This is a genomic window from Leptolyngbya sp. FACHB-541 (assembly GCF_014695875.1).
Classification (GTDB): Bacteria; Cyanobacteriota; Cyanobacteriia; order Elainellales; family Elainellaceae; genus JAAUTN01.
On sequence record NZ_JACJPC010000034.1, the window covers coordinates 43,340 to 67,038 of the forward strand.

A 23,699-nucleotide genomic window follows, 5' to 3' on the forward strand; every position below is an offset into this window, starting at 1 on the left:
CAGGGTGCCTTTCCATCTGTAATCCTTTTTTGAGAAATGGCACAACATCCAATTGCAGATGAAAATAGAGTGGCAATTGGATTATCCTGACAGTGGAGCAGATTTACGGAACTTAATACATTTCCTCACCTATGAAGTGCATTATCAATCGCCGTGCCCAGTTTTCGGCTAGCCATCGCTATTGTCTACCAGAATTGAGCGATGCAGAGAACGCTCAACGGTTTGGACCCTGCGTTCGTGCGCCTGGACATGGGCACAACTACATCCTCTATGTCTCCATGGAAGGGGATCTAGACGAATATGGCATGGTGCTAAACCTGTCTGATGTAAAGCAGGTAATCAAGCGAGAAGTCACCAGCCAGCTAGATTTCTCTTATCTCAACGATGCCTGGACAGAATTTCAGCAAACTCTACCCACCACCGAAAATATGGCGCGGGTGATTTGGCAGCGACTTTCACCACACCTGCCTCTTGTCCGCATTCAACTCTTTGAACATCCCGAACTTTGGGCTGAATACGAAGGAAACAACATGGAAGCGTATTTAACGATTAGCACTCACTTTAGCGCCGCGCATCGTCTAGCACTACCCCACCTGACACTAGAGCAAAATTCAGAAATTTATGGCAAATGTGCCCGCGTCAATGGACACGGGCACAACTATCATCTGGAAGTCACGATTAAAGGCGAAATCGATCCGCGCACTGGTATGATTGCCGACCTGGTAGCCCTTCAAAAGGCAGTAGACGATTACGTTGTAGAACCCTTTGACCACACTTTTCTCAACAAAGATATTGCCTATTTTGAAAAGGTAGTGCCGACAGCAGAGAACATTGCCATCCACATTCGCGACCTGCTGCAAGAGCCGATTCGAGAAATTGGGGCATCTCTACACAAGGTTAAGTTGATCGAAAGCCCAAATAACTCCTGCGAGGTTTATGCAACAGAGACAGTAGAACATCCAGTAGAACAACAGGAACCTGTCCTCGCAGAAGTTTAGGATTGAGCGGTGCGCTTACTCACAGCCCCTACCGATTTGGTCTAATATCCAACGCCATCCCTGATGATCGTCTCTAGGGTTTACACAGTTCTCGCGTCCAGTCCGAATGGGGTTGTCATCGCGATCGCGAATACGGTCATCATCGTCGTCATCATCGTCGTCATCATCCCGGTCGCGATCGCCTAACCGATCATCTTCCCAATCGTCCTCCCAATCCCCGCGATCGCGCCGCTCTTCCCAATCTTCACGCGCCTCATCCTGGCGATCGCGAACACGGTCATCATCATCATCGTCGTCATCGTCATCATTCCGGTCACGATCACGACGGTCGTCGTCATCGTCATCATCCCGATCACGTCCATTGCGTTCAAGCCAATCTTCAAAATCCTCACGGGCATCTGCAACAACCATGTCGCCACTCGAACCTTGATTTAGACCTGCAGAACCGTTGTCTAACTGAGACTGCGCCGCCTGAGCTGAAGTCGTTAAATTAATCAACTCAAGTAAAACCAACGTTGATAAAAGCCAAAGAGTTTTCATAATAGTTTTTTAGGTGAGGTGAAGAGATAAAGCCTCTAAACAACTTGACAGCGCCTCAGCCAAAATGTGCCCGTGATTGAGACTGGGCATTAAAGGTTGGGGGTTGGAGTGTTAGGCTGAGCTGCTGATCACTATCAATGTAGCCTCCTATTCCAATCCTCAACCTCATGCTGTAGACTCGCCCAATCGAGTGAACGCCACATCAGAATACCTGCCACCCCTGCAATCGCCACACCAGAATACTTGCCACCCCTGCAATGCGAAGCGCGTTATGCCGCCTATCCTAGTTCCTTGCGGAGGGGGTTTGGGGGACGCGCTTCGTCCCTCAATGGGGGTTCGGGGGCTTTGCCCCCGAAAAAGACTTGAATCGAGAAACAGAACAAAAAGACAGAGATGCTTTAGCAGACCTGAGCAATCAGAGTCCGATGACGAGGACTATTACACGTCACCGTTGGTCTCGTAAACCCTGCTGAAGCGATCGCCTCCTCAATATCGAACGTAAAATAATCATCCAAATATGGCTCCGTACTCTTCAGCAGCGTCAACACATAGGGCGGCATCTTCGCGTGAACGTCTGACTTTGGATTCATGTCCATGATCGTCAAATGTCCACCCGGACGCAGCAATCGTCGAGCCTCCTGAAAAATCTCAACCGAAGCCGCACGAGGCAACTCGTGTAATAGAAGACAAGCTGAAACCAGGTCAAAAGAATGATCGGGTAAACCCGTGGATTCAGCAGCAGCGTGGAGCCAAGTGGGAGAGTTAGGGAGTGAAGAAGTGCGGTAGTGGGCGATCGCCAAAAAGTAGGGCGACAGATCCAACCCCGTCAGCCTTGCTTGAGGAAACGTCTGCTGAAGTGCAACCGTACTCATGCCAATGCTACAGCCGAGATCAAGAATGTCTGTGGGATCAGCAGGCAGTTGCGCCTTAAGCACATCGTGATAGCTTTGCCGCAGCATTGCATCCCCTTTCGCTCCCGCCTCTGGCCAGATCCGAGCGTGAACCGCGTGGGCAGCAACATCTACCTCCATTGCGGCTTCCCAACCTAAGTTGCCTTCATCATAGGCATGGAAAGGACGCAAGTAATACTCTGGATAGGTCAACTCAGGATTCTGAATCCGCGTCAGGTCTGCTTCCCAGTCGGGGGAAAGCTCAGCATCAGAAACAGATTGCGTACCTGACGGACGGCGCGATCGCAACGCCTTCACCTCCTCTCGCCAGTACACCCCAATCGATTCAGCCCGCTTAATCATCATCGTGCGGGCTTGGTGTTTTGCCAGATTTGCTAGCGGCTTCACCGCCAGCACTCCATTTACCAAACGAGAAGCCAATCGAGGCGCAGCATTCACAGCAGTCATAGGGCACAGGTTACTATCAAGGATTTATAAACAGATAGGCTTATTATCTCAAATAAGAGCTTGAGCGAAATTCTCGTTTCTAGCAAGGCACCCTAATCTGCTGAGATTCAAGCCGAGCAGGTTTTGGATGAACGTCGGGGACGTTCATCCCTCCGCTACTGTGAAGTGTTAGAGGTCAGAGGCGAACAAACTCACGCTTTCGCTATCATCAGCCAGTTTGACCATTCTCTCAAACCTAAATCCCAGCTTTTCTAGCAGCTTTGCTGAATCGAAATTGTCCGGTGAGGCGATCGCGACAATACGATTTAAGCCAAAACTGCTTCTCCCATACTCCATCACGGCAGAAGCAGATTCATATGCGTATCCTTTTCCCCGGAACTCCTGAAGAAAGGCGAATCCAAGATCCACATCTTCCAAGAAATCTCTTTTTATCAAACCGCAAATCCCGATCGAGACACCCGTGCCCTTTAGCTCAGTCAAATACAGTCCGAAGCCGAGACGCTCATACATAGCAACTAGGTTCTTCAAAATATAGTCACGAGCATCATTAAGTGTTCTCACACCTTTGTCACCAATAAATCTCAACCACAAAGGGTCATTCAAGAGTGCAAGAATAAACTCGCTATCTTCAACCGTCAGCCTACGAAGGATTAAATGCTCTGTTTCAACAACTCTCATAGCCGAACAGCCTACTGTTGACGTACATCCACCATTCCACTTATCTCTCCCAATCGCGCTAATCTGGTAGTCAGACTGATTCCGACTTATTCGTTAGCCGCCATCTGTACTTTTTAGCTTCTCAGGATTAACTTTTCGATGCTACAGTCCTACTTTGATTCTGAAAACAACGGTCACAAGTCCTTTGAGCTACCGGGAGCCAGACCTCATTACAATCCCGATCGCCCTGGACAGGTCGAGCATATTTTCCTGGATTTGGTGCTAGATATTCCCAATCAGCGCTATCAAGGCACCTGTAGCATTCGGATCAATCCCGTTCGCAGGGGCATTGACAGATTGATGCTCGATGCCGTCAACCTGCAAATTGAATCAGTACAGGTCGATGAAGTAGAGCAACCCTTCGACTATGATGGCGAACAGCTTCAGGTGCGGCTAAAGCAAGAAACCGAGGCAGGACAGCCGATTGTGGTGGCGATCGCCTACCGCGTCGAAAATCCTCAGCGGGGACTTTACTTCATCGCTCCCGACCAGCACTATCCCAACAAACCCACCCAAGTCTGGACTCAGGGCGAAGACGAAGACTCCCGCTTCTGGTTTCCCTGCTTCGACTATCCCGGACAGCTTGCCACCTCCGAAATTCGGGTGCGCGTCCCCAAGCAATTTATGGCAATTTCCAACGGCGAACTGATTAACACTGAAGCCGTTGGAGACGACAAAATTTACCATTGGTCACAGCAGCAGGTGCATCCTACCTACCTGATGACCCTAGCAGTTGGCGACTTTGCCGAAATTCGAGACGAATGGCAGGGCAAACCCGTCACCTATTACGTCGAAAAAGGGCGCGAAGACGATGCCCGTCGCAGCATGGGCAAAACGCCTGAAATGATTGAATTCTTCAGTCAGGCATTTGGCTATCCCTACGCTTTCCCCAAATACGCTCAGGTTTGCGTCGATGACTTCATCTTCGGCGGTATGGAAAACACCTCCACCACGCTGCTCACCGATCGCTGCTTGATCGACGAACGAGCGGCCCTGGATAATCGCGGCACCGAGAGCTTGGTCGCACATGAGCTAGCCCACCAATGGTTTGGTGACCTGGTCGTGATCAAACATTGGTCACACGCCTGGATCAAAGAAGGCATGGCTTCCTATTCCGAGGTGCTGTGGACGGATCACGAATATGGAGCCGATGCTGCTGCTTACTACATGCTGAACGAAGCTCGCAGCTACATTTCTGAAGACAGTTCTCGCTATCGCCGCCCCATCGTCACCCACATTTACCGAGAAGCGATCGAACTTTATGATCGCCACCTCTACGAAAAGGGAGCCTGTGTTTATCACATGATCCGCGCCGAGTTAGGCGATGAGCTATTCTTCAAAGCGGTTCATACCTTTGTTCAGGACAACGCTCATAAAACCGTCGAAACGGTTGATTTGTTGAGGGCGATCGAAAAAGCCACCGGACGCAACCTGCATTTCTTGTTTGACCAGTATGTCTTCCGCGGTGGACACCCCGACTTCAAAATCGCCTATTCCTGGGACGGCGACAGCAAACTGGTAAAACTTACCGTCACTCAAACCCAGGCAAAGGAAAACAGCAACGGCAGCAACAGCACCCTGTTTGACCTGAAGCTACCGATCGGCTTTGGCTACATCAAGGACGGAGATAAGCAAGCTAAGCCTTCTCTGCAAACCTTCACGGTGCGGCTGCATGAACGAGAGCAGACCTTCTACTTCCCTCTGCCTGAAAAGCCTCAGTTCATCAGCTTTGACGTAGACAATCGCTACCTCAAAACTGTGACATTGGAATATCCAGTGGCAGAACTGAAAGCTCAACTTCAGCATGACCCCGATCCGGTTTCGCGCATCTATGCTGCCGAAGCGCTGGCCAAAAAAGGCGGGCTAGAAGCAGTTAAAGCCTTGTCTGAAGCACTAAAAACCGATTCCTTCTGGGGAGTGCGGGCAGAAATTGCCGGACAGCTTGCCTCTGTCAAACTTGACCAGGCGTTTACCGGACTGGTGGCAGGACTGCAAGACCCCGAAGCCAGAGTCCGTCGAGCAGTCGTGGAAGCACTGGCAAAAATCAAAACCCTGGAGAGCTACAAAGCGCTCAAACCCATCGTTGAACAAGGAGATGCAAGCTATTACGTCGAGGCAGCAGCTATTCGCGTGCTGGGAACGGTCGCAGCCTCTAACCTGAATGGCAAATCCAAGGAAGAGAAAGCGCTGAAGCTGTTGAGGTCAGTGCTAGAGGAACGGGCAGGTTGGAATGAAACGGTGAGGAGTGGGGCGATCGCCGGACTCAGCAAACTCAAAACCTCCGAAGCTGCCCTGAATCTGATCCTGGAATACACTGCTGCTGGCGTTCCGCAAGCGCTGCGATTGGCAGCGATTCGGGCACTGGGCGCAATCTCCACCGGACAGTCCAACCTCAACCTGGAACGCATCCTCGATCGCCTGGAAGAACTGTCCGGTGAAACCTTCTTCCTCATCCAGGTGGCAACCGCCAGTGCTTTAGGGCAAATGGAAACCATCAAAGCGGTCGGCATTCTGCAAGCGCTAGCAGACCAAACCCCCGATGGTCGGGTACGCCGCATCGCAGAAGAAGCCGTGCAGCGGGTGCAAAAAAATGCTGGACAAGATCAGGCTGTGAAAAAACTCCAGCAGGATCTAGACCAGCTTAAGAAAGATAACCAGGAGCTAAAGAGCCGTCTGGAAAGCCTGGAGGCGAAGACGAAGGTAGGAGATTAGGAATTGGGAATCAAACCTCTGGAGGCAGGCTCATTTTTTCTAGGTCTAGAACTTGGGCTAGCTCGGCTTCGTTCATTAATTCTCGTTCTAGAACAATCTGGCGAAGAGATTTGCCTGTTTCCAGAGATTCCTTAGCAACCGCAGCAGCATTCAGGTAGCCAATGTGAGGATTCAGCGCTGTCACCAGTGCTAGACTGCCCTCGGCGTAAGCTAGGCAGCGATCGCCCTTAGCCGTGATTCCCTGAATACACTTTTCGGTCAAGGCGACTAATGTGTTACCCAAAATCTCAATGCTGTGAATCAGATCATAGGCAATCAGCGGCATCATCACGTTGAGTTCTAGCTGTCCGGCTTGGGCAGCCAGGGCGATCGCCGCATCGTAACCCATCACCTGAAAGCACACCATTGCGGTCATTTCTGCCATCACCGGATTGTATTTTCCGGGCATGATGGAGGAACCGGGCTGCACGGGTGGCAGTTGAATTTCCTTGAATCCGGTTTTGGGACCAGAATCGAGCAGGCGCAAATCGTGGGAAATCTTGGCGCAGTCCTGAGCTAGATTCCGTAACGCACCGGACACATTCACAAACGGTGCCATACTTTGCATTGCTGCCATCAGGTGAGGCGCAGGCTGCAAAGGTTGCCCCAGCAGTTCCGACAGAATTTCGGCGACCCGATATCTGTATTGAGGATGGGTATTCAATCCCGTTCCGGCAGCACTACCGCCCAAACCTAATACCGTCAGATCCTTTGCGGCTGTTCTAATTCGCGTTAGGTGATCGGCGAGAATTTGTCCCCAAGCGCGGAAGTTTTCGCCCAGCCGTACTGGAACAGCATCTTGCAAATGGGTTCGCCCTGAGCGAATCACATCGTGAAACTCGTCAGCTTTTTGGTTGAGAGACGCGATCGCCCCCTCTAGTGCCGGATACAGCGAATGCTCCAGCGCCAGCAAACCACCAATCCGAATTGCGGTGGGAATCACATCATTGGTGGACTGCCCATAATTCACATGGTCATTGGGGTTTACCCGTTTATAGTTACCCTTCTGATCCCCTAAAATTTCTAGAGCGCGATTAGCCAAGACCTCATTCACGTTCATGTGATGGGAGGTACCCGCACCCGCCTGATAAACGTCTACCACAAACTGATCCCGCAGGCTACCCCGCAACACTTCATCCGCTGCCTGCACAACCGCTTGACTGATTTCTGAAGAGATACAGCCCAATTCTCCATTGGCAATCGCTGTCGCCTTCTTGATCAAAACACAGGCATCAATGTAGGTCGGCAGCGGTTTTAGTCCACTAATCGGAAAATTCTCGGTTGCTCTCAGAGTTTGAATGCCGTAGTAAGCTTCTGCCGGAAGCTGCCGCTCACCCATCGAATCTTTCTCTATGCGGTGCGATTTCAGTTCAGCCATGTTGCGGTTCTTGAATTAATTTTTTGCTCCGAAGATAGGATATAGCTTCGTGCAATCCAAGATCTTAACAATTGCAGCTTTGCCCACGACAGTATATGTGAACTAATAAAATCCTGATACTTCCTCGCTCTGGTGGCAAATATTGAGAATTGGGAATACTACTGAGGTAGAAAATACCCATATACTCAATCTATGGCGTTACTCAGTTTCGGCTAGATTTGGTAGGAGAGTTTTACAAATTACTCCTACTCAGGCAGATCAGGGCATTGCATCCAGTATTTTCAGAAATAATTCACCCCATTTCGTCTTTGCTCAGGTTTGTCATGAGTCAGGATCAAGACTTGCACACCTGGTTTAGTCAGGCTAGTGCGCTCTACGAACTCAAGCGATATGAAGGAGCGATCGCCAGGCTAGATCGACTTCTGGAAGTTAATCCGGAGAATTACGAGGCCTGGATGCATCGGGGCTATGCGCTGTATGAGTCCGGGGCGCACGATCAAGCAATTACCAGTTTTGACAAGGCACTGAAACTGAAGCCCAAACTTGCCTTAGCTTGGCATGGCAGAAGCATTGCCCTGGCACGATTAGGACGTTATGAAGAAGCCATAGACGGGTTTAGCGTCGCGATTAAGTTCAATCCGGCAGACCAAAAAGCCTGGTATAACCGGGGCAACGCCCTCGCCTGTTTGCATCGCTACAGTGAAGCAATCGAAAATTTTGACAAAGCGGTCAAGCTTAAGCCTGACGATTATCACGCCTGGTACAATCGGGCCACCTCTCTGGCTGCCCTAAAACGCTACGAAGAAGCGCTGACCAGCTTAGATAAGACGCTTTTGATTAAGAGCAACTGCTACTATGCCTGGAATTATCGAGGGCTGGTGTTGAGTAGAATGCGGCGACACGAGGAAGCGATCGCCAGCTTTGATCGCTCCCTCAAGCATCATGCCGACAACCCCAATGCCTGGTATGGCAAAGCCTGCTCATACACCCTGCAAGGCGATGTCGAGATGGCAATCAAAAATCTGCATCGGGCGCTAGTTCTCAGCCCAAACCTTTATCGCATCATGGCTCGAACCGACCACACATTAGAACCGCTGCGAACCAACGAGGAGTTCCAGGCACTAACCCAAGACCGATAGGTTTAGCTTTGCCGGTCAACGTCTCCAAGACAGCAGCTTAGTCGCAAGGGGCTTAAAGCGGGTTAAGCGCTTGAGTCCATACTGACTGGCAGCTTTACGAATCACTTCTGCTTGGGTGGGGTAAGGGTAGATGGTGTTGGCGATCGCCCCCAGCCCAATTTGATGGTTCATTGCCAGGGTAATCTGGCTAATGATTTCGCCAGCGTGCCGCGCAACCAGCGTTGCTCCGACAATTTTGTCTGTGTCCTGTTTGACGTGAATTTTTAGAAAGCCCTCCGTTTCATCATCGACGATGGCCCGATCGATATCATTAAGAGAGACACAGAAAGTATCAACTTCAATCCCCTGTTCCTGAGCCTCGTGAGGATAGAGTCCAACATGGGCTACTTCGGGGTCGGTATAAGTGCACCAAGGCATGTTTAGCGCACTCAGCTTTTTGCGCCCAATTCCAGCAACCGCAAACAGGGCATTTTGAATTAGGATACGGGCGGCAGCATCGGCAGCATGGGTAAATTTCCACTTCATGCAGACATCACCGACTGCATAGATGTTAGGGTTTGTGGTTTGCAGATAATCGTCGATGATCACTCCTTTTTTGGGATCGGTCTTAACTCCTACTGCTTCCAGGTTTAAGCCTTTAATGTTTGGCGTTCTGCCTGCCCCCACCAGGATTTCATCCACCGTGACAGCATTCTCCTGCCCATCTGCTTCGTAGTGGATCACTTTGACAGAATCTTTTTTCTCAACTCGCTTGATTTGCGACTTTAAGACCAGTCGAACGCCTTCCTGCACAAACACTTGCTGCACGATATTTGATGCATCAATGTCCTCCCGCTCAAGAATGCGGGAGCCGTGCTGAAACAAAACGACTTCTGACCCCAATCGCCGAAAGGTTTGAGCCAATTCACAGCCAATGTAGCCGCCACCAATGACAGCCAAACGATCAGGCTTTTCGGTGAGTGAAAACACCGTTTCGTTGGTGAGATATCCGGCTTCCTCCAGCCCTTCGATTGGCAACCGAGCGGGAGAGGAACCTGTGGCGATCGCTGCTTTCTTAAACCGCAGCGTTTGTCCCGCTACCTCTACGGCATCTGCCCCTGAAAACCGCGCCTCTCCAAAAAATACATCTACCCCAAACTCTTGCTGAAATCGTGTTGCAGAATCGTTTGGGCTAATCTCTGTACGAACTCGTCGCAGTCGCTCCATCACGGCGGAAAAATCTACCGTCACTCCCTCGGGCACATTAATTCCGTAGTGCTTGGCACGGTGAATCTCACCTGCCACTCGTGCCGAGCGTATCATCGCTTTGGAAGGAACACAGCCAACATTAGTGCAATCACCGCCCAGTAAATGTTTTTCGATCAGGGCGACTTTTGCGCCCAGCAACCCTGCTCCTGCCGCTGTCACTAGCCCAGCAGTGCCTCCACCAATTACAACCAGGTTATATCGCTGAGCGGGTGTAGGATTGACCCAATCGGCAGGATGAAGATTTGCAATCAGCTCCTGGTTGTAATGATCCATTGGGCTCACAATCACGGGTCCAACGCCCGTAGATTCAGTCCGAGTCTGTGTCATGGATCAGTCCTCTTGGAGTCAGGTTCTACCCTTCATCATCCCGCTTTGCAGCAGCTTGTTCAACCATCTTCTTCAAACGCAGGTATGCTTCCTCTGGGGTAAGTGGTGCAGACTGGTTTTCATCAGGAATATAAAACTGTTTGCTGTCCGGAAAATGACGCACGACAAAACTAGGAATTAACCCTAATACCAATGCCTCATTACCCAACTCTTCAGCAACCTGTGACAGGCTTTTTTCATCATGAAATGGATGGTTCATTACTTAGTTTCCTTTCAAGTAGATCTTTTGGAAGCGATCGCCCTTCCATTGATTCCCTTCACATTCTACTTCTACGTCATCAACCCACATTTGCTGTAGCTCAAAGCCATGAACTTGAATCTGGATACTGGTGTAGGGGAAAGGAAACTCACCTTCTTCCTGCCAGATTAAATCTAATCCATGCTCAAACCGAATCAGTTGAAAGTGATCCAGCCGCCATTCTCCATACCCATCCCCTGCATCACTGTAGACTGATGTTTCACAATTTCCTTGAACGGGTGGATAAAGGTGCAAAGTGAGTTGTTGATAGTCTTCCATTGGCAGAATACTACCTGCTTTCACCAACACAGGAATTGTTTCTAAAGGTGCATCCAGATCAACCTCTGTGGCACCTTCTAACAGATTGCCGTTCCAGAAGTCATACCAGTTTCCTTTGGGTAAAGTAACTTGGCGCGATCGCCCCCCTTCCTCCAAAACCGGGCAAACAAGTAAGCTGTCTCCTAACAAGAATGCATCTGCTACACCCCACAGATTGAGGTCACTCGGATCAGCCCAAAACAGTGGACGGACTGGCGCGTATCCCTTTTGGCTTGCCTGCCATGCCAATGTGTAGAAGTAGGGCATCAAGCGATAACGCAATTTCAATAGTTCTCGAATGATGCTTAAAGTTGGCTCACCATACGTCCAGGGTGTGCGGTGGTCTGCCTCCACTGAAGAGTGAGTTCGATAAAACGTGAGGAAAGTAGACATCTGAAACCAGCGCAAATACAGCTCTGCGCTAGGATTTCCCTGAAAGCCACCAATGTCAGGACCACTATAAGGAATACCCGAAAGTCCCAACCCTACAACAGTAGAAATAGTTTGGCGCAAAGCTTCCCAGCTTCCTTCAATATCGCCTGTCCAGGTCCAGGCGTAGCGCTGGAGCCCTGCCCAGCCCGCCCGCGACACAATAAAAGGGCGCTGGTGTGGTTGGTTCTGACACAGGCTTTCGTAGCCTGCTTTGGATTGCATCAATCCATAAACGTTGTGTGCCTCTAAGTGAGTGCCACCTCTGCCCTCCATGTAGTGCAACATGGGTTTGGGTAGAGAGCGATCGCCCCAAGCCACAAAGGCAGCAGGCTCATTCATATCATGCCAAAAGCCAGCCACTCCCACGTCTAAAAGGTAGGCATATTGGCGACTCCACCACTTTCGCACAGCCGGATGGGTGTAATCAGGGAAGACGGTTAAACCGGGCCAAACGGGAGCGATCGCAATCTCACCATCGGGATATTTGCAGAATGCGTCCAGCAGCCGACCTTCCAAGAAAAGATGACTTTTGCGGCTGTATTTGATTCCGGGGTTGAGGATGGCAATGAACTGCACTCCCAATTCACCCAGTTCTTTAATGAACTCGGGCAGCTTGGGGAAGCGATCGGGGTCAATGGTGAAGGCGCGATAATCTACCTGTACATCGATGTCTAGGTGAATTGCACTCAGAGGTAAATTGTGTTCCTGAAACCCCTTAGCCGTTGTCCGAACCGCTTCCTCTGTCTCATATCCCCACCGGGATTGGTGATAGCCCAACGCCCAACGAGGAGGGAGGGGCGATCGCCCGGTCAGTTCTGTATACCGCTCTACCAGTTGATCTGGGGTACCCGCAGCAAAGTAATACCGTAATGCGCCTCCTGTAAAGGCAGCAGTAGCAGTATCTTCAAAGCTAAAAGTTGCTTCAAAGGTGTTTTCATAAAACACTAAGTAGCTACCTTGCCGATGTAGCCCCAAATAGACCGGAATACAGATATAGAGCGGATCGCTACCAGGACTATACTTGCCTGCCGCATCAAAATTCCACATCCGGTAGGAGCGGCTGAATGTAGTTTTGTCCTTCTCAACTATCTTTCGAGGAACCCGCAAATTCAACGGTGCTGCCCGTTCCCCCAAACCATAGATTCCTTCGTCGGGTAACAGTTCCGCCTGATGTGTCCAGGATTCTCCCTCAAGTTTTGGCGGCAGTTCAGTTCGGAGTAACTGCCCTTCGCTGCCATAGAACTTGATGCTTCCCTCAAAGCTAACAGTGACTTTAGTAGCGCCCTCTCCCTGACTGAATAAAGCCCACCCTTCTGTTGTTTCTTCTAGTGTGGTTTCTACTGCATCCCATTCTTGGCGGGCAATTCCGTAGGGCACTGGAGGAATTCCCGGCTGCCAACTTAGCCGCACCAAATCAGCCGTAAGAAATGTGATGTCAAGCTCAGCCTGCTCAAAGTAAAAGCGAGCGCCTCGCTCACTCGGTTCTGCCTGAAGCAGTTTCCCTGGTTGGTCAAAGCCCTCAGAGGTAGGTGGGGGAGCATACTCACGCTCAAGGCGATCGCGAGTCCGCGAGTAGACATACGCATGGGGCGCGTAACCCAGGTAAAAGAGCCAACTCTTAAAGGACTTCCATTTCTGCAATAGCTGCTTGGGGAACGCCATAGTATTTGAGTGAAGTAGGGTTTAATGCCAGATCAGCTTCGGTGGGACTACGATCGCCAAACTATTCCCCATAATCAAGAAAGAGGAAGGCGATCGCCTTCCTCTTAAGAGTGATTTGAGCAGCATTTCTACCTATATCAGTAGTATCAGTACATCCAACCCTGCCCCGCTTTATCTTGATCCGTTACATCAGAGTTTGGGCTTGTTTGCTCACTCATGCTCAGTTCTCCTTTGCAATTTGAGTCCTTACCTGAAAGTTGTAGGTATCACCATGCTTCAGATACTTCACTCGATCTTCTAACTCTGCCAACACCACAGCGGCTTTAAAGTCCTCAAGTGGAGATTTGAACACGGTGTAATCGTTGTAATGAATCGGAATTGCAGTCTGAGGGGAAATTAGTTGAATTGCTTCCACACCTTGTCTGCCATTCATAGTTAACAGAATCCCAAATACCTTTGTCCCACCCAGGTGCAGCAGCGCTAAATCAATATTGGGATAGCGTTTTGGAATTTCCTTAAGCTGCTCGTACACCAGTGTGTCTCCAGTGATGTAAAGACAAAAGTGAGTTTGCCCAGCAGACTGAAACTCCAACATACTGCCCATTACGGGGGGCAATGCCGCCGCAAGAATACCCGGACCGTGCCGTCCCGGCATTGAGGTAATTTTGAGGGATTGCTCCCCTTTACGCACCGTTATAGATTCCCAGGTATCAATTGCCTGCGCTGCGTTAAAGCCCTTCTTTTGCAATGATTTTGTGGCATGAGGAGTGCTGACAATGGGGAGTGATTTATCTAACTTTTGTTCTGCCACTCGATCAAAGTGGTCTTCGTGCATGTGAGACAGCACAACCAGGTCAAGCGGCGGCAATTCTTCGATGGCGATCGCCGGATCGGTGACACGTTGCGATCGCAACCCATATCCCAAATGCACATGGTCGCCTTGATGCAAAAAGTTAGGGTCAGTCAGGATTGTAAATCCTGCATATCGCAGAATCACAGTTGCCGTACCCACAAAGAAAACCGAACCATTTTCTAGGTCGGGGTTCGTGTTGTCTCCAGGTAAAACCAATTCTTTAGCAGTGTTCATAATTAGATCCTGACCTCCACCAACTTGTAAATGCTTTGCCCACGACTCACTAATCTTTTGAATAGACAGCTTACCCGTTCTCAAGAAAGTTTAGGAAGAAGACAATGCTCTGTAGGGCGTAGCATTCGGTCAGAGACTTTCGGTGTATTCCAAGACCCATCTACCGAATGCTACGCCCCTACCGTATTGGGCTAAAAATCCAGACTTCTTAGGCATCCTTTAATGGAGCAAGCAGTTTGCCTGCTCCACGGTTACTCACTCCTATTTCTTGCCTGTGCCGTGCAGACGAGGGTCGGGAATGGGGGGTTCTGGCTCTGGCCCCAGAGGTTGAGGATTTGCCAGGTACTCAAACTCACCTTTGCCGTCCATTGATGGACCTTTTGCCCAACGTCCTTCGCGGCTTTCCTCGCCATCAGACAGATTCCAGAACTGGTAGGCTGCATCCCGTTTCTCCAGCTCCAGTGGGAAAGAACTAGGAACAGGGGTTGTCTCCAATCCAGAGCTTTCCAGGTCTTCGATCGCCGCCAGCCACTGATTTTGGTGCATAGTATCCCGTGCAATCATGTAGCTGAGGGTATCCTTCACACCTGGGTCATCCGACATTTCATACATTCGCACAGCCTGTAATCTGCCCTGAGACTCTGCGTGCAAGTTAGAGCGGAAGTCTGCTAGCAGGTTGCCACTAGCGATAATGTATCGACCATTCCAGGGATAGCCCACGCTATCGTTAGGTGTTGCACCCAAACCAGAAACGATCGCATGTTGAGGATTCATGCTTGCTGCAATTACGTCTCGTGGATTTACACCACCCATCACAGCGCCGACGATTGGATCTTTTGCACCATCTTCCTGCATCTTTAGGGGTGCTTCATCTAGTAGATGGGCGATCATAGTCGCCAACATCTCAACGTGTCCGATTTCCTCGGTGCCGATATCGAGCAACATATCTTTGTAACGAGCAGGACCTCGGCAGTTCCAACCTTGGAAGAGGTACTGCATCATCACAGTCATTTCACCAAAGGGTCCGCCGATCAGCTCTTGAATCTTCTTGGCATAAACCGCATCCGGTTGTTCCGGTTTGGTGAAATACTGCATCCGTTTGTTGTGAAAAAACACTTTGTTAAATCTCCTAATTGCGTTGTTACTAATTTGCTCAGAAGCTAGGTTCCAAGGCAACGGATAACAGTTCATCTTTGACGAACTTGTTTATCACCATTTCAGAAGTAATCTGGACACAGAACAAACTCACTTAGATAAATTTGACTTCTGATATCTCCAATCAAGCCGCTTAAAAATCAACTAGCTCAATAGACTTGAACAATCTTAAATTGCTTACGAACGCCTTGCTTCAAAGGGCAAGCAGCTTAAGCTCTTAATTTCCACTAAGCCTGTTCGTATAGGGGATTTAGGATTGTCACGACCCAAAATTACTTTGAATGGATTTTGCTACTTGAGAACGGATTTCCGCTTGATTGCCTCCATTCTCAGCAATCTTTTCCAACAAAACGTCATACCTATTGCCTGTCATCCGCCCCAACCAAAGAGGTAGCTTTGAAAAAGTGATATAAACACTCCGAACGATGAATCAAAGAATGAGTAAATAGAGTGAGCAAGATTACTCAAACGGTTTTTGAATGACTCTGAGCAGTTCGAGAGGAGGTTGGAAAGTAAGACCAAATCCGTTCGATTAACCGTAATTCTTGGTGGGCTAGATTTTGCTGTTGGACCTCGGCTCTATTAATATTCGGTCTGCTAAACCTACCCGTACAGTGTTGAGTTATTTAGCAGGATTCAACATCACAGATATTTTCCCTGAGGTAGGCTACAAATAGACCGCTCAAACAGCCTCTAGACTCTGGCAGTTTCTGAATAGTTACTGGGAATGTCTTCAGGAATGAGTGTTGTTAATACCTCATCGGTCAAAGAAGAAAGTACAGCCAGTCTATTTGCCTGCTTTTCAATGCTCTTCTCAAACAGATTACGAACCATGCGAGCATTGCCAAAGTTTTTGTCTCGATTATCGTAAAGCTGATTGAAAATCTTGAGCAGTTTCTCTCTTGCTTCTGGTGTCAACTTGAAGTGACTTTTTCCAGCCATTCGCTCAAAAATTGCTAGCAGCTCTTCGGGTGTATAGTCGTTGAAATAGAAGTAACGGTTAAAGCGTGATTTTAAGCCAGGATTTGATTCGATAAAGGCTTCCATCTCATCGGTGTAGCCTGCCACGATGACGACGAGGCGATCGCGATAGTCTTCCATTCGCTTCAGCAGAACGTCGATCGCCTCCTGCCCAAAATCACGCCCCGCTTCTCGCGGCACTAAAGCATAGGCTTCATCAATGAACAGGACGCCATCCAGAGCAGAATCCACCATTTCATCTACTTTTTTAGCCGTTTGCCCAACATAGCCTGCCACCATGCCAGAGCGATCGGTTTCCACCAAATGCCCTTTACTGAGAAACTCTAGTCCTTCATAGATTTTGCTCATCAGGCGAGCAACGGTCGTTTTACCCGTACCTGGAGGTCCACAAAAGACCGCATGAAGTGAAACTGGCGTTTTTGCTAAACCTCGTTCTGCTCGAATCTTCTGCACCTTCAGGAAGTTGGTTAGAGTTTGCACTTCCTCCTTAATATTCTCCATCCCAACTAGCTCGTTCAGGTCAGCCAGAGCTTGCTCTAAAATCTTGGTTGGGTCTTCCTTCGGAGTGGGTTCAGAACTTTGAGGCTTAGGTTCACCGGAGTTTTGAGGCTGTTTAGATTCAGAAGTTTGCTCAGGTTTTGGAGCCGATGCTTGAGTCAGTTTAGGAATAGGAACAGACGCTAAACCTGCCTGATAGCTGTCTAATTTCTGATAAGAATGAAGGAGTTGCCAAACTTTTGATAATGCCTCCATTTCTTGCATCGTCACGACACCATCCGCTTTAGTAATTACTTGAGCAAACTTATAGATGGCGTTGACAGCATAACCTAGATATTCTGTGCTTTTTTCCTCATCTAGCTTGTTCAGAATAGAGGGCAATGCAAGCTGGTCAGTCTGCTGATCGCCCCCTGTTAAATCAAGCAAAATTTGAATAGTAATTTTTTGATATTTAAGCCGTTCTTCGCTAGAAAATTCCCATGAATTGACAGCAACGTTCAGTTTTTCTCTATCTTTTTTAATCAGCGCATAAATTACTAGATAGGCTAGCAGTTCAGCAGAGCTAATTTCTTTGTTGCTACGTCCACAAATTCTTACGACTTTCGCCAAGTCAACTAATATTAGATCTGCAAACCGTTCGTCTAACTCCAAGATGGAAGTTAGAGAGCGATATAGGTCATTTGCCTCTTGCTTGACCAGTCTGAAGTTAACAATCTGGCGAAAATCCACGAAAACCTCCTGAAACTGACTGAATCCTATCATGGCTTCCTTTCCCTTTCAGGTGGAAGCCTCAATAGCAGACAGGACCTCTAGCTATCTTATCGGTGTCAGAGAAAAACACCTCTATCGCTGGGCGATCGCCTAGAAAGTAATAAAACGATTGAATAGGACGAGGGCGATCGCCCCGTCCTATTCAATCGTCGATGTTTGCGCCATTCCAATGGAATAACCTTGGAAGTTGCGCTAAATCCAAACCATAATTTATGATCCAGACTACAATTTCCAGGACAAGAATGTATCGAACCCAAACCAGTGCTGGATCAGAACTCAAGAGATTCAGCCCCTCGTAAAGCTGCCAAAACCGATAGGGCAAATACAGATAGGGAACCATGACAAATACTGTGGATTGAAAGCGTCTTAACGACAAACTTTCAGACAAAATTTGTAGCCCCAACATGAGAAAGTAAGCAGCAAAGATTGCGACTACATCGAAGTTGCCCTGCCATATTCCCCACACCAGCAAAGCGACTAGGGGTGGAACGATACCCAAAAACTGAACTGACAAAAACCAGATCCTAAACCAGCCTGGAAGCGGTTTAGGAAGCTCATAAGGGGCTGTGTCTCGCCAGGACCAACCGACGACCGCAAAGAAAGCAGTGGCGATCGCAAAGAAGATTAGATTCTCAAGTAAGAGATAGTTAGTGCTAGGAAAAAGCATGAGCAATAGTGTTCATCGCTGCACTTGTTATCATGCTTCATCTAAGCCGACGTTTGCTGTTTTGCTTGCGACGGTTGAGCACAACCCAAACAATGAAGGCAACGAGTAAACCTCCGACTATCAGTTTAGAAAGTGGTCCAATATAGACTTCAACCAACTCGTAGTTGTCGCCCAGTAGATACCCGGCTCCTGTCAGTAAGCTAACCCATGCTACAGTCCCAATCGTTGAGTAGACCAAAAAGGGGATGAAAGGCATGTTGCAGGTGCCCGCTGGAATCGAAATCAGCGTCCGGACTCCAGGCACGAGGCGACAAAGCAATACAGTCCTGCCGCCGTGCTTGACGAACCATTTTGTGGCTTCGTCCATTTCTTTGCTGCTGATCCCCAGCCATTTGCCATAGCGGTCAGCCCAAGCTTTAAGGCGATCGGCTCCCAAAAACTTTCCGGCAAAATACCAGGGCAGCGCTCCTAAAACAGTGCCAATGACTCCTGCCAGGACCGCATAAAAGACGTTCATTTCGCCTTGAGCCGCAGTAAAACCTGCCAACGGCATGATTAGCTCAGAAGGAATCGGTGGAAACAGATTTTCCATGAACATCAGAAAACCGATGCCAACGTAACCGAGGCTGTTGATCGTGTTAGTAATCCATTCGACCATAAGGCTGTTCCTTGCAAAGTCCCGTTAAAGCGAAGCATTGAGCCAATCTGACAGGCTAGAGCCCTCATTAAGAATAGCTAAAAGAATAGCTAACAAATTTCAATCAGAAAGCACCCCTGCTATCGGGCATATCCCTAACCCAGCTAGACTGATTGCCCCACCGTTGTGTAGTACACGCAAGAATGAAGTTGTGGCTGTGATCTCCACTCCCCTTGGGGCGCGGGCTCATGACCATTTGAGATTGCTATATCTCTTTACATAAGTTGCGGGGTTCACCCGTGCGTTTTCACTCGTGCGTTTTCTTAAAGAGCGGGGGCGCTGCAAGCAACGCCCCCGCTCAAAATAGATGGCTCTAGCTTAGTTTAAGTGCCTGATGTCCAGGAATTGATGTATTCGGTCTGCTCAGGCGTGAGCGCGTCAATCGCAATTCCCATCGCCTGGAGCTTCAACCGCGCAATTTCCTGATCGACTTCAGCAGGAATGGTGTGAATTCCAGGTTCTAGATTGCCTTTGTTCTTCACCAAATATTCACAGGCAAGCGCTTGGTTGGCAAAGCTCATATCCATAACGGCGCTGGGGTGTCCTTCAGCAGCAGCCAGATTGATCAGTCGACCTTCACCCAAAACGACAACGGATTTGCCGCTTGGCATACGATATTGCTCAGTGAAGTTGCGGACTTGCTTCACTTCAGTTGCCATTTCTTTGAGCGATTTGAGGTCAATCTCAATGTCAAAGTGACCAGAGTTGCAAACGATCGCCCCGTCTTTCATGGTTTCAAAATGCTCTGCTCGGATGACGTGCTTGTTGCCCGTCACGGTGATGAAGATATCACCTTGAGGCGCTGCAACGGTCATTGGCAGTACGCGGAATCCATCCATTGCTGCTTCGAGGGCGCGGGTAGGATTAATCTCAGTCACGATCACGCTAGCACCCATGCCTCGTGCCCGCAGGGCTGTACCCTTGCCGCACCAGCCATAGCCTGCAACAACGATCGTTTTACCTGCGAGAAGAATGTTGGTTGCCCGGATGATTCCATCTAGTGTGGATTGTCCTGTTCCATAGCGATTGTCAAAGAAATGCTTGGTGTCAGCATCGTTAACGTTCATCGCTGGGAAGGTGAGTACGCCATCTTTGAGCATGGCTTGCAGGCGCACGATCCCGGTGGTGGTTTCCTCGGTGGTGCCAATCAGGTCAGCAATTTGGTCTTGCCGCTCTTGAATTAAGGTGGCAACTACGTCACTGCCGTCATCAATGATTAGATTGGGGCGGTGATCTAGCGCAATCTGGACGTGGCGGTGGTAGGTCTCATTGTCTTCACCCTTTTGAGCAAAAACCGGAATGCCATGATCTGCAACTAAACTGGCAGCTACGTCATCTTGAGTAGATAGAGGGTTGCTAGCAATGAGCAGAGCATCGGCTCCGGCCGCTTTAAGGGCGATCGCTAGATGAGCAGTTTCAGTCGTGACGTGGCAGCAAGCTACCAAACGAATTCCAGCCAAAGGCTTTTCTTGAGCAAAACGCTCTTGAATTCGCCGCAAGACGGGCATTTCCCGCCCTGCCCACTCGATTCGCTGTCTCCCCTGTGCTGCTAAGGAGAGGTCTTTAACTTCATGCTTTACCTGAGCTGTTGTGGTCATGTAGATCTTGCCTTAAGGAATCTGGGAGATTTTGCAAATTTACGACTTTTACTAGCCTACCTAGCTTAGCCAAATCGCGAAACCGTGAGGCAAAATTCCCCCGCTTTTTACCACCTCTCACCTTTTGTCAAAATGTTAAATTGGCAGCATGATTACAGTCACATTTGAGGAAATTGCTCAGTACCGATCTGAGCTATCAGCGAGTCCAGAAGCGCTTAGAGCGCTGGATATGATCGAAGATTGCGAAGGCGATTTGGAAGATGCAGCGATCGCCCTGGCACTTCAGGCAAGGCAAGAACCTGACACGTCTGACCGTTGGTTAGAAGGTCTCGCCAAACGTTGTCGAGCCGTGTTGTGTCAGTCTGATCTCAGAGCAAATTTGGCAGCAGGATCACTTCAGGACGCAATGCGATCGCTAACCAAAGCAACAGAGCTTCCCCCCAGTCTGGCAACTCCAGTGATCATTTATGTGCTTAAAACGGGTCTAGAAGATTTTTGCAAACCGCTTGAGGAAAAGCTCTAAAAGGTTTCTAAGAGGTTAGGGTAGCCAGATACAGAATCGGCTTACCCTCGCATCCGAAAAGCGGTGCCGCAGTCAACAATAGTGCGTAGCCTACTTGTACAGACGTAATTCATCGCGTCTCTTGCCCAGAATATGGTTGCTCAAGACTCTTCTCAAAATTTTGTCAGGTTACGCCTAGCCCAGTTGCTGCCAGGGATTGCTCTTGCTGCTGCCACAATCATTTCTGGAGCGATCGCCCCTATTGCAACTGCCAGCAGGCAAGAACTCAATCGCCCTGCTTATGCTCAAAATTATTCAGTTCCCGCAGCTGTCTCTCTAGCTCAGTCTTCATCTGCTCAGGTTAACTGGACTACCGAACCTGTTCTGACTATTTCGGATGATCAGGTGAGTCTTGGGGGGACTGACACTATTGCTATTAGCCCAGATGGGAGGATGGTTGCCGGTGCCGTTACGACTGATCCCAACGAGTACGCAGACTCCGTTAGAGTGTGGGATCTGACAACAGGCGAAGCGCTCTACACATTGAGTGATCATGCTGCAATGGTTTCGGCGATCGCCTTTAGCCCTGATGGTCAACTCCTTGCTACTGCCGATTATGACTTTGACAACCGAATGCTGACCATCCGCCTGCGAAATGTGAGTAGTGGTCAAACGATCCGCACGCTTAGACGAGCTATCACCCCTAAGTTTATGGAAGAGGGCGGCTATTATTTCAGTAGTGTTTTGGCCTTTAGCCCTGACAGCCAAACGCTCTACAGCAGTGCTACTAGTCCTCTGATTCAGGTTTGGGATGTCAACCAAGGAACACTTCAGCGCAGCTTAGTCGGGTATCGGAAAACCATTCGAACTCTGAAAGTCAGTTCAGATGGGCAAATGCTCGCTAGTACCCATGTGGATGGCGAATTAACTTTGATTGACCTTGCTTCTGGGCAGATCAAACGAACCTTTGAGGGCGGCATAGATGCCTTTAAGATAGCCTTCAGTCCAGACAGCCAAACTGTAACGGGCACTTTTACAGTAAGTCGCAATGGCACAGTTGTGCCCCGTCAAGTCGCAACCTGGAATATCAACACAGGAGAGCTTGTAAATACAGCAACGGAGTTCGTCGAGCAGGACTGGTTAATCCCAAGTGCAGATGGCAAAATCCTGGCTGTTATTAATTATGAGGAAGACATCAACCTGCTAGATATGGTTACCGGGCAAACGCTTCAAACTTTTGAGGAGAATGCAACTAATGGTGCGTTTAGTCCCGACGGACGACTCTTTGTTGCTGTGACGGAAGGCAACATCAAAGTTTGGTCTAGCTCATCGGCTCAGCCATAAAGCCCTTTAATTAAGCGCAGTTTCGACCTATGCAGCAGTCTGATCCCCCAGCCATTTCACTCTCAGTTCAGGTGCAGGGAAGCGGTTTCCCGATGCTCTGTTTGCATGGGCACCCTGGCACTGGGGCCAGTATGTCGGTCTTTACTCAGCACTTTTCTCGGCGTTTCAAAACCTTTGCGCCTGATCTGCGTGGCTATGGCAAGAGTCAGGCTAAGACAGCGTTTGCCATGCAGGATCACCTGGTCGATCTAGATGCGTTACTCGATCGCTATCAAATTGAGCGATGCTTAGTCTTGGGCTGGTCACTGGGAGGAATTTTGGCGACGGAGCTAGCACTAAGACAACCAGAGCGAATCAGCGGACTGATCCTGATTGCTTCAGCAATGCGTCCTCGCAGCAGTCACCCACCTATTAGCTGGGAAGATAACCTCTACACGGGGCTGGCATCAGTAATCAACTGGCTGCAACCAGGCTGGCGGTGGAACATTGACACCTTTGGCAAGCGATCGCTCTATCGTTACCTGATTCAGCAACACACAGCGATCGCCTACCAGCACCTTGCCATTGAAGGAATGCCAGCCTACTTTCAGACATCACCTAGTGCTCGTCAAGCTCTAAACGATGCTCTTAGGCAAGACTACAACCGACTCGCAGACCTCAATCAGGTTAAGTGCTCCAGCTTGGTTATGGCTGGAACGGCAGATCGACACATTACGCTTGAATCTAGTCTGGAAACTGCTCAACATCTGCCAAAATGCCATTGGCTCAGCTACCCTGATGTCGCACACCTCTTCCCCTGGGAGATCCCCAATCAGGTACTCCGGGACATTGACAATTGGATTGAGAGCAACCCTGACGTTGTAGACAAAAGGTCAAACGCTCTAAGCTAGATGCAGAAGGACAACAAACCTGCTAATTAAACCTGACCGCTAAAAACGGGAGCTGGTCCGCCACGGCTAGGACGATCTGCAATCTCTTCATAAATCGTCAGATTGTCTGGCTTGCATCGCTTCACAGCAACTTTGATACCCTGAGCGCCTTCTTGCTCCAGATCCTCAATGTAGCCAGCTTTCTCAGCCTCAGCCTCACTAGCGCTAGCAAAAGGTCCAAAATAGTAGGTGCAACGCGGATTGTCAGTAAGGATCTCAACCCACCAAGCCAGACCAACGGTTTGAAGTAGATTTGTCCAAAGTTCTTTCATAGTTTTACCGAATTGTCTCTGCTGAATAACAG

The 23,699-nt window shown here is 49.3% G+C and carries 19 protein-coding genes and 1 pseudogene; 6 read left to right on the forward strand and 14 right to left on the reverse strand.

The features are described 5' to 3' along the window. The first annotated feature begins 131 nt into the window (after positions 1–131). Positions 132–998, forward strand: coding sequence for a 6-carboxytetrahydropterin synthase (locus H6G00_RS05370; RefSeq protein WP_190795938.1), 867 nt, complete (start codon positions 132–134; stop codon positions 996–998). A 15-nt stretch (positions 999–1,013) separates the two neighbouring features. On the opposite strand, the gene H6G00_RS05375 is transcribed toward H6G00_RS05370, so the two are convergent. From H6G00_RS05375 to H6G00_RS05385, 3 genes are all read right to left on the reverse strand, one after another. Beyond that, on the reverse strand, positions 1,014–1,538 hold the full coding sequence (locus H6G00_RS05375; RefSeq protein WP_190795939.1) for a hypothetical protein: 525 nt from the start codon (positions 1,536–1,538) through the stop codon (positions 1,014–1,016). A gap of 398 nt (positions 1,539–1,936) precedes the next feature. Continuing rightward, positions 1,937–2,896, reverse strand: coding sequence for a class I SAM-dependent methyltransferase (locus H6G00_RS05380; RefSeq protein ID WP_190795940.1), 960 nt, complete (start codon positions 2,894–2,896; stop codon positions 1,937–1,939). Positions 2,897–3,064: 168 nt separating this feature from the next. Next, positions 3,065–3,574, reverse strand: a complete 510-nt coding sequence (locus H6G00_RS05385) for a GNAT family N-acetyltransferase (RefSeq protein ID WP_190795941.1) — start codon at positions 3,572–3,574, stop codon at positions 3,065–3,067. Positions 3,575–3,712: 138 nt separating this feature from the next. Here H6G00_RS05385 and H6G00_RS05390 point away from each other — a divergent pair, with 138 nt between their 5' ends. Then, on the forward strand, positions 3,713–6,325 hold the full coding sequence (locus H6G00_RS05390; RefSeq protein WP_190795942.1) for a M1 family metallopeptidase: 2,613 nt from the start codon (positions 3,713–3,715) through the stop codon (positions 6,323–6,325). Positions 6,326–6,335: 10 nt separating this feature from the next. Here H6G00_RS05390 and H6G00_RS05395 read toward each other — a convergent pair whose 3' ends face one another. Continuing rightward, positions 6,336–7,742, reverse strand: coding sequence for an aspartate ammonia-lyase (locus H6G00_RS05395; RefSeq protein WP_190795943.1), 1,407 nt, complete (start codon positions 7,740–7,742; stop codon positions 6,336–6,338). A gap of 323 nt (positions 7,743–8,065) precedes the next feature. Here H6G00_RS05395 and H6G00_RS05400 point away from each other — a divergent pair, with 323 nt between their 5' ends. After that, a complete protein-coding gene (locus tag H6G00_RS05400) occupies positions 8,066–8,881 on the forward strand; it encodes a tetratricopeptide repeat protein (RefSeq protein ID WP_190690385.1) in 816 nt (271 codons plus the stop codon). A 15-nt stretch (positions 8,882–8,896) separates the two neighbouring features. Here H6G00_RS05400 and H6G00_RS05405 read toward each other — a convergent pair whose 3' ends face one another. From H6G00_RS05405 to ahcY, 9 genes and pseudogenes are all read right to left on the reverse strand, one after another. Then, a complete protein-coding gene (locus H6G00_RS05405) occupies positions 8,897–10,456 on the reverse strand; it encodes a mercuric reductase (protein ID WP_199318324.1) in 1,560 nt (519 codons plus the stop codon). 25 nt (positions 10,457–10,481) lie between these two features. After that, complete coding sequence (locus H6G00_RS05410; RefSeq protein WP_190795944.1) at positions 10,482–10,715, reverse strand: hypothetical protein; 234 nt, start codon at positions 10,713–10,715, stop codon at positions 10,482–10,484. A gap of 3 nt (positions 10,716–10,718) precedes the next feature. Further along, complete coding sequence (locus H6G00_RS05415) at positions 10,719–13,166, reverse strand: glycoside hydrolase family 31 protein (protein WP_190795945.1); 2,448 nt, start codon at positions 13,164–13,166, stop codon at positions 10,719–10,721. A gap of 220 nt (positions 13,167–13,386) precedes the next feature. Further along, a complete protein-coding gene (locus tag H6G00_RS05420) occupies positions 13,387–14,253 on the reverse strand; it encodes an MBL fold metallo-hydrolase (RefSeq protein ID WP_190795946.1) in 867 nt (288 codons plus the stop codon). A 261-nt stretch (positions 14,254–14,514) separates the two neighbouring features. After that, positions 14,515–15,369 carry a manganese catalase family protein gene (locus tag H6G00_RS05425; RefSeq protein ID WP_190643464.1) on the reverse strand — a complete coding sequence of 285 codons (855 nt, stop codon included), beginning with the start codon at positions 15,367–15,369 and terminating at the stop codon, positions 14,515–14,517. 732 nt (positions 15,370–16,101) lie between these two features. Continuing rightward, positions 16,102–16,911, reverse strand: a pseudogene (locus tag H6G00_RS35225) (AAA family ATPase); the annotation flags it as partial. A gap of 889 nt (positions 16,912–17,800) precedes the next feature. Continuing rightward, positions 17,801–18,325, reverse strand: a complete 525-nt coding sequence (locus tag H6G00_RS05435) for a hypothetical protein (RefSeq protein ID WP_190795947.1) — start codon at positions 18,323–18,325, stop codon at positions 17,801–17,803. Between the two features lie 37 nt (positions 18,326–18,362). After that, complete coding sequence (locus H6G00_RS05440) at positions 18,363–18,983, reverse strand: DedA family protein (protein WP_190795948.1); 621 nt, start codon at positions 18,981–18,983, stop codon at positions 18,363–18,365. Positions 18,984–19,345: 362 nt separating this feature from the next. Then, complete coding sequence (gene ahcY / locus H6G00_RS05445; RefSeq protein ID WP_190690370.1) at positions 19,346–20,620, reverse strand: adenosylhomocysteinase; 1,275 nt, start codon at positions 20,618–20,620, stop codon at positions 19,346–19,348. A gap of 148 nt (positions 20,621–20,768) precedes the next feature. Between ahcY and H6G00_RS05450 the strand changes: the two genes are divergently transcribed. The 3 genes from H6G00_RS05450 to H6G00_RS05460 all read left to right on the forward strand — a co-directional run bounded on the left by H6G00_RS05450 (position 20,769) and on the right by H6G00_RS05460 (position 23,356). Continuing rightward, the gene (locus tag H6G00_RS05450) at positions 20,769–21,143 is read left to right on the forward strand and encodes a hypothetical protein (RefSeq protein WP_190690368.1); all 375 of its coding nucleotides are present in this window, start codon (positions 20,769–20,771) and stop codon (positions 21,141–21,143) included. A 132-nt stretch (positions 21,144–21,275) separates the two neighbouring features. Beyond that, a complete protein-coding gene (locus tag H6G00_RS05455) occupies positions 21,276–22,466 on the forward strand; it encodes a hypothetical protein (protein WP_190795949.1) in 1,191 nt (396 codons plus the stop codon). A 29-nt stretch (positions 22,467–22,495) separates the two neighbouring features. After that, positions 22,496–23,356 (forward strand): alpha/beta hydrolase, encoded by an 861-nt coding sequence (locus H6G00_RS05460; RefSeq protein ID WP_190795950.1) that lies wholly within the window; start codon positions 22,496–22,498, stop codon positions 23,354–23,356. A 26-nt stretch (positions 23,357–23,382) separates the two neighbouring features. Here H6G00_RS05460 and H6G00_RS05465 read toward each other — a convergent pair whose 3' ends face one another. Then, positions 23,383–23,667: a DUF1816 domain-containing protein gene (locus H6G00_RS05465; protein ID WP_190690359.1), complete on the reverse strand. Its 285-nt coding sequence runs from the start codon at positions 23,665–23,667 to the stop codon at positions 23,383–23,385. Positions 23,668–23,699: the final 32 nt, after the last annotated feature.

What these genes read in the sequence shown, in the direction of transcription:
- H6G00_RS05370 (WP_190795938.1), top strand. Translation starts at nt 132, where the DNA reads ATGAAGTGCATTATCAATCGCCGTGCCCAGTTTTCGGCTAGCCATCGC.
- H6G00_RS05375 (WP_190795939.1), bottom strand. Translation starts at nt 1,538, where the DNA reads ATGAAAACTCTTTGGCTTTTATCAACGTTGGTTTTACTTGAGTTGATT.
- H6G00_RS05380 (WP_190795940.1), bottom strand. Translation starts at nt 2,896, where the DNA reads ATGACTGCTGTGAATGCTGCGCCTCGATTGGCTTCTCGTTTGGTAAAT.
- H6G00_RS05385 (WP_190795941.1), bottom strand. Translation starts at nt 3,574, where the DNA reads ATGAGAGTTGTTGAAACAGAGCATTTAATCCTTCGTAGGCTGACGGTT.
- H6G00_RS05390 (WP_190795942.1), top strand. Translation starts at nt 3,713, where the DNA reads ATGCTACAGTCCTACTTTGATTCTGAAAACAACGGTCACAAGTCCTTT.
- H6G00_RS05395 (WP_190795943.1), bottom strand. Translation starts at nt 7,742, where the DNA reads ATGGCTGAACTGAAATCGCACCGCATAGAGAAAGATTCGATGGGTGAG.
- H6G00_RS05400 (WP_190690385.1), top strand. Translation starts at nt 8,066, where the DNA reads ATGAGTCAGGATCAAGACTTGCACACCTGGTTTAGTCAGGCTAGTGCG.
- H6G00_RS05405 (WP_199318324.1), bottom strand. Translation starts at nt 10,456, where the DNA reads ATGACACAGACTCGGACTGAATCTACGGGCGTTGGACCCGTGATTGTG.
- H6G00_RS05410 (WP_190795944.1), bottom strand. Translation starts at nt 10,715, where the DNA reads ATGAACCATCCATTTCATGATGAAAAAAGCCTGTCACAGGTTGCTGAA.
- H6G00_RS05415 (WP_190795945.1), bottom strand. Translation starts at nt 13,166, where the DNA reads ATGGCGTTCCCCAAGCAGCTATTGCAGAAATGGAAGTCCTTTAAGAGT.
- H6G00_RS05420 (WP_190795946.1), bottom strand. Translation starts at nt 14,253, where the DNA reads ATGAACACTGCTAAAGAATTGGTTTTACCTGGAGACAACACGAACCCC.
- H6G00_RS05435 (WP_190795947.1), bottom strand. Translation starts at nt 18,325, where the DNA reads ATGCTTTTTCCTAGCACTAACTATCTCTTACTTGAGAATCTAATCTTC.
- H6G00_RS05440 (WP_190795948.1), bottom strand. Translation starts at nt 18,983, where the DNA reads ATGGTCGAATGGATTACTAACACGATCAACAGCCTCGGTTACGTTGGC.
- ahcY (WP_190690370.1), bottom strand. Translation starts at nt 20,620, where the DNA reads ATGACCACAACAGCTCAGGTAAAGCATGAAGTTAAAGACCTCTCCTTA.
- H6G00_RS05450 (WP_190690368.1), top strand. Translation starts at nt 20,769, where the DNA reads ATGATTACAGTCACATTTGAGGAAATTGCTCAGTACCGATCTGAGCTA.
- H6G00_RS05455 (WP_190795949.1), top strand. Translation starts at nt 21,276, where the DNA reads ATGGTTGCTCAAGACTCTTCTCAAAATTTTGTCAGGTTACGCCTAGCC.
- H6G00_RS05460 (WP_190795950.1), top strand. Translation starts at nt 22,496, where the DNA reads ATGCAGCAGTCTGATCCCCCAGCCATTTCACTCTCAGTTCAGGTGCAG.
- H6G00_RS05465 (WP_190690359.1), bottom strand. Translation starts at nt 23,667, where the DNA reads ATGAAAGAACTTTGGACAAATCTACTTCAAACCGTTGGTCTGGCTTGG.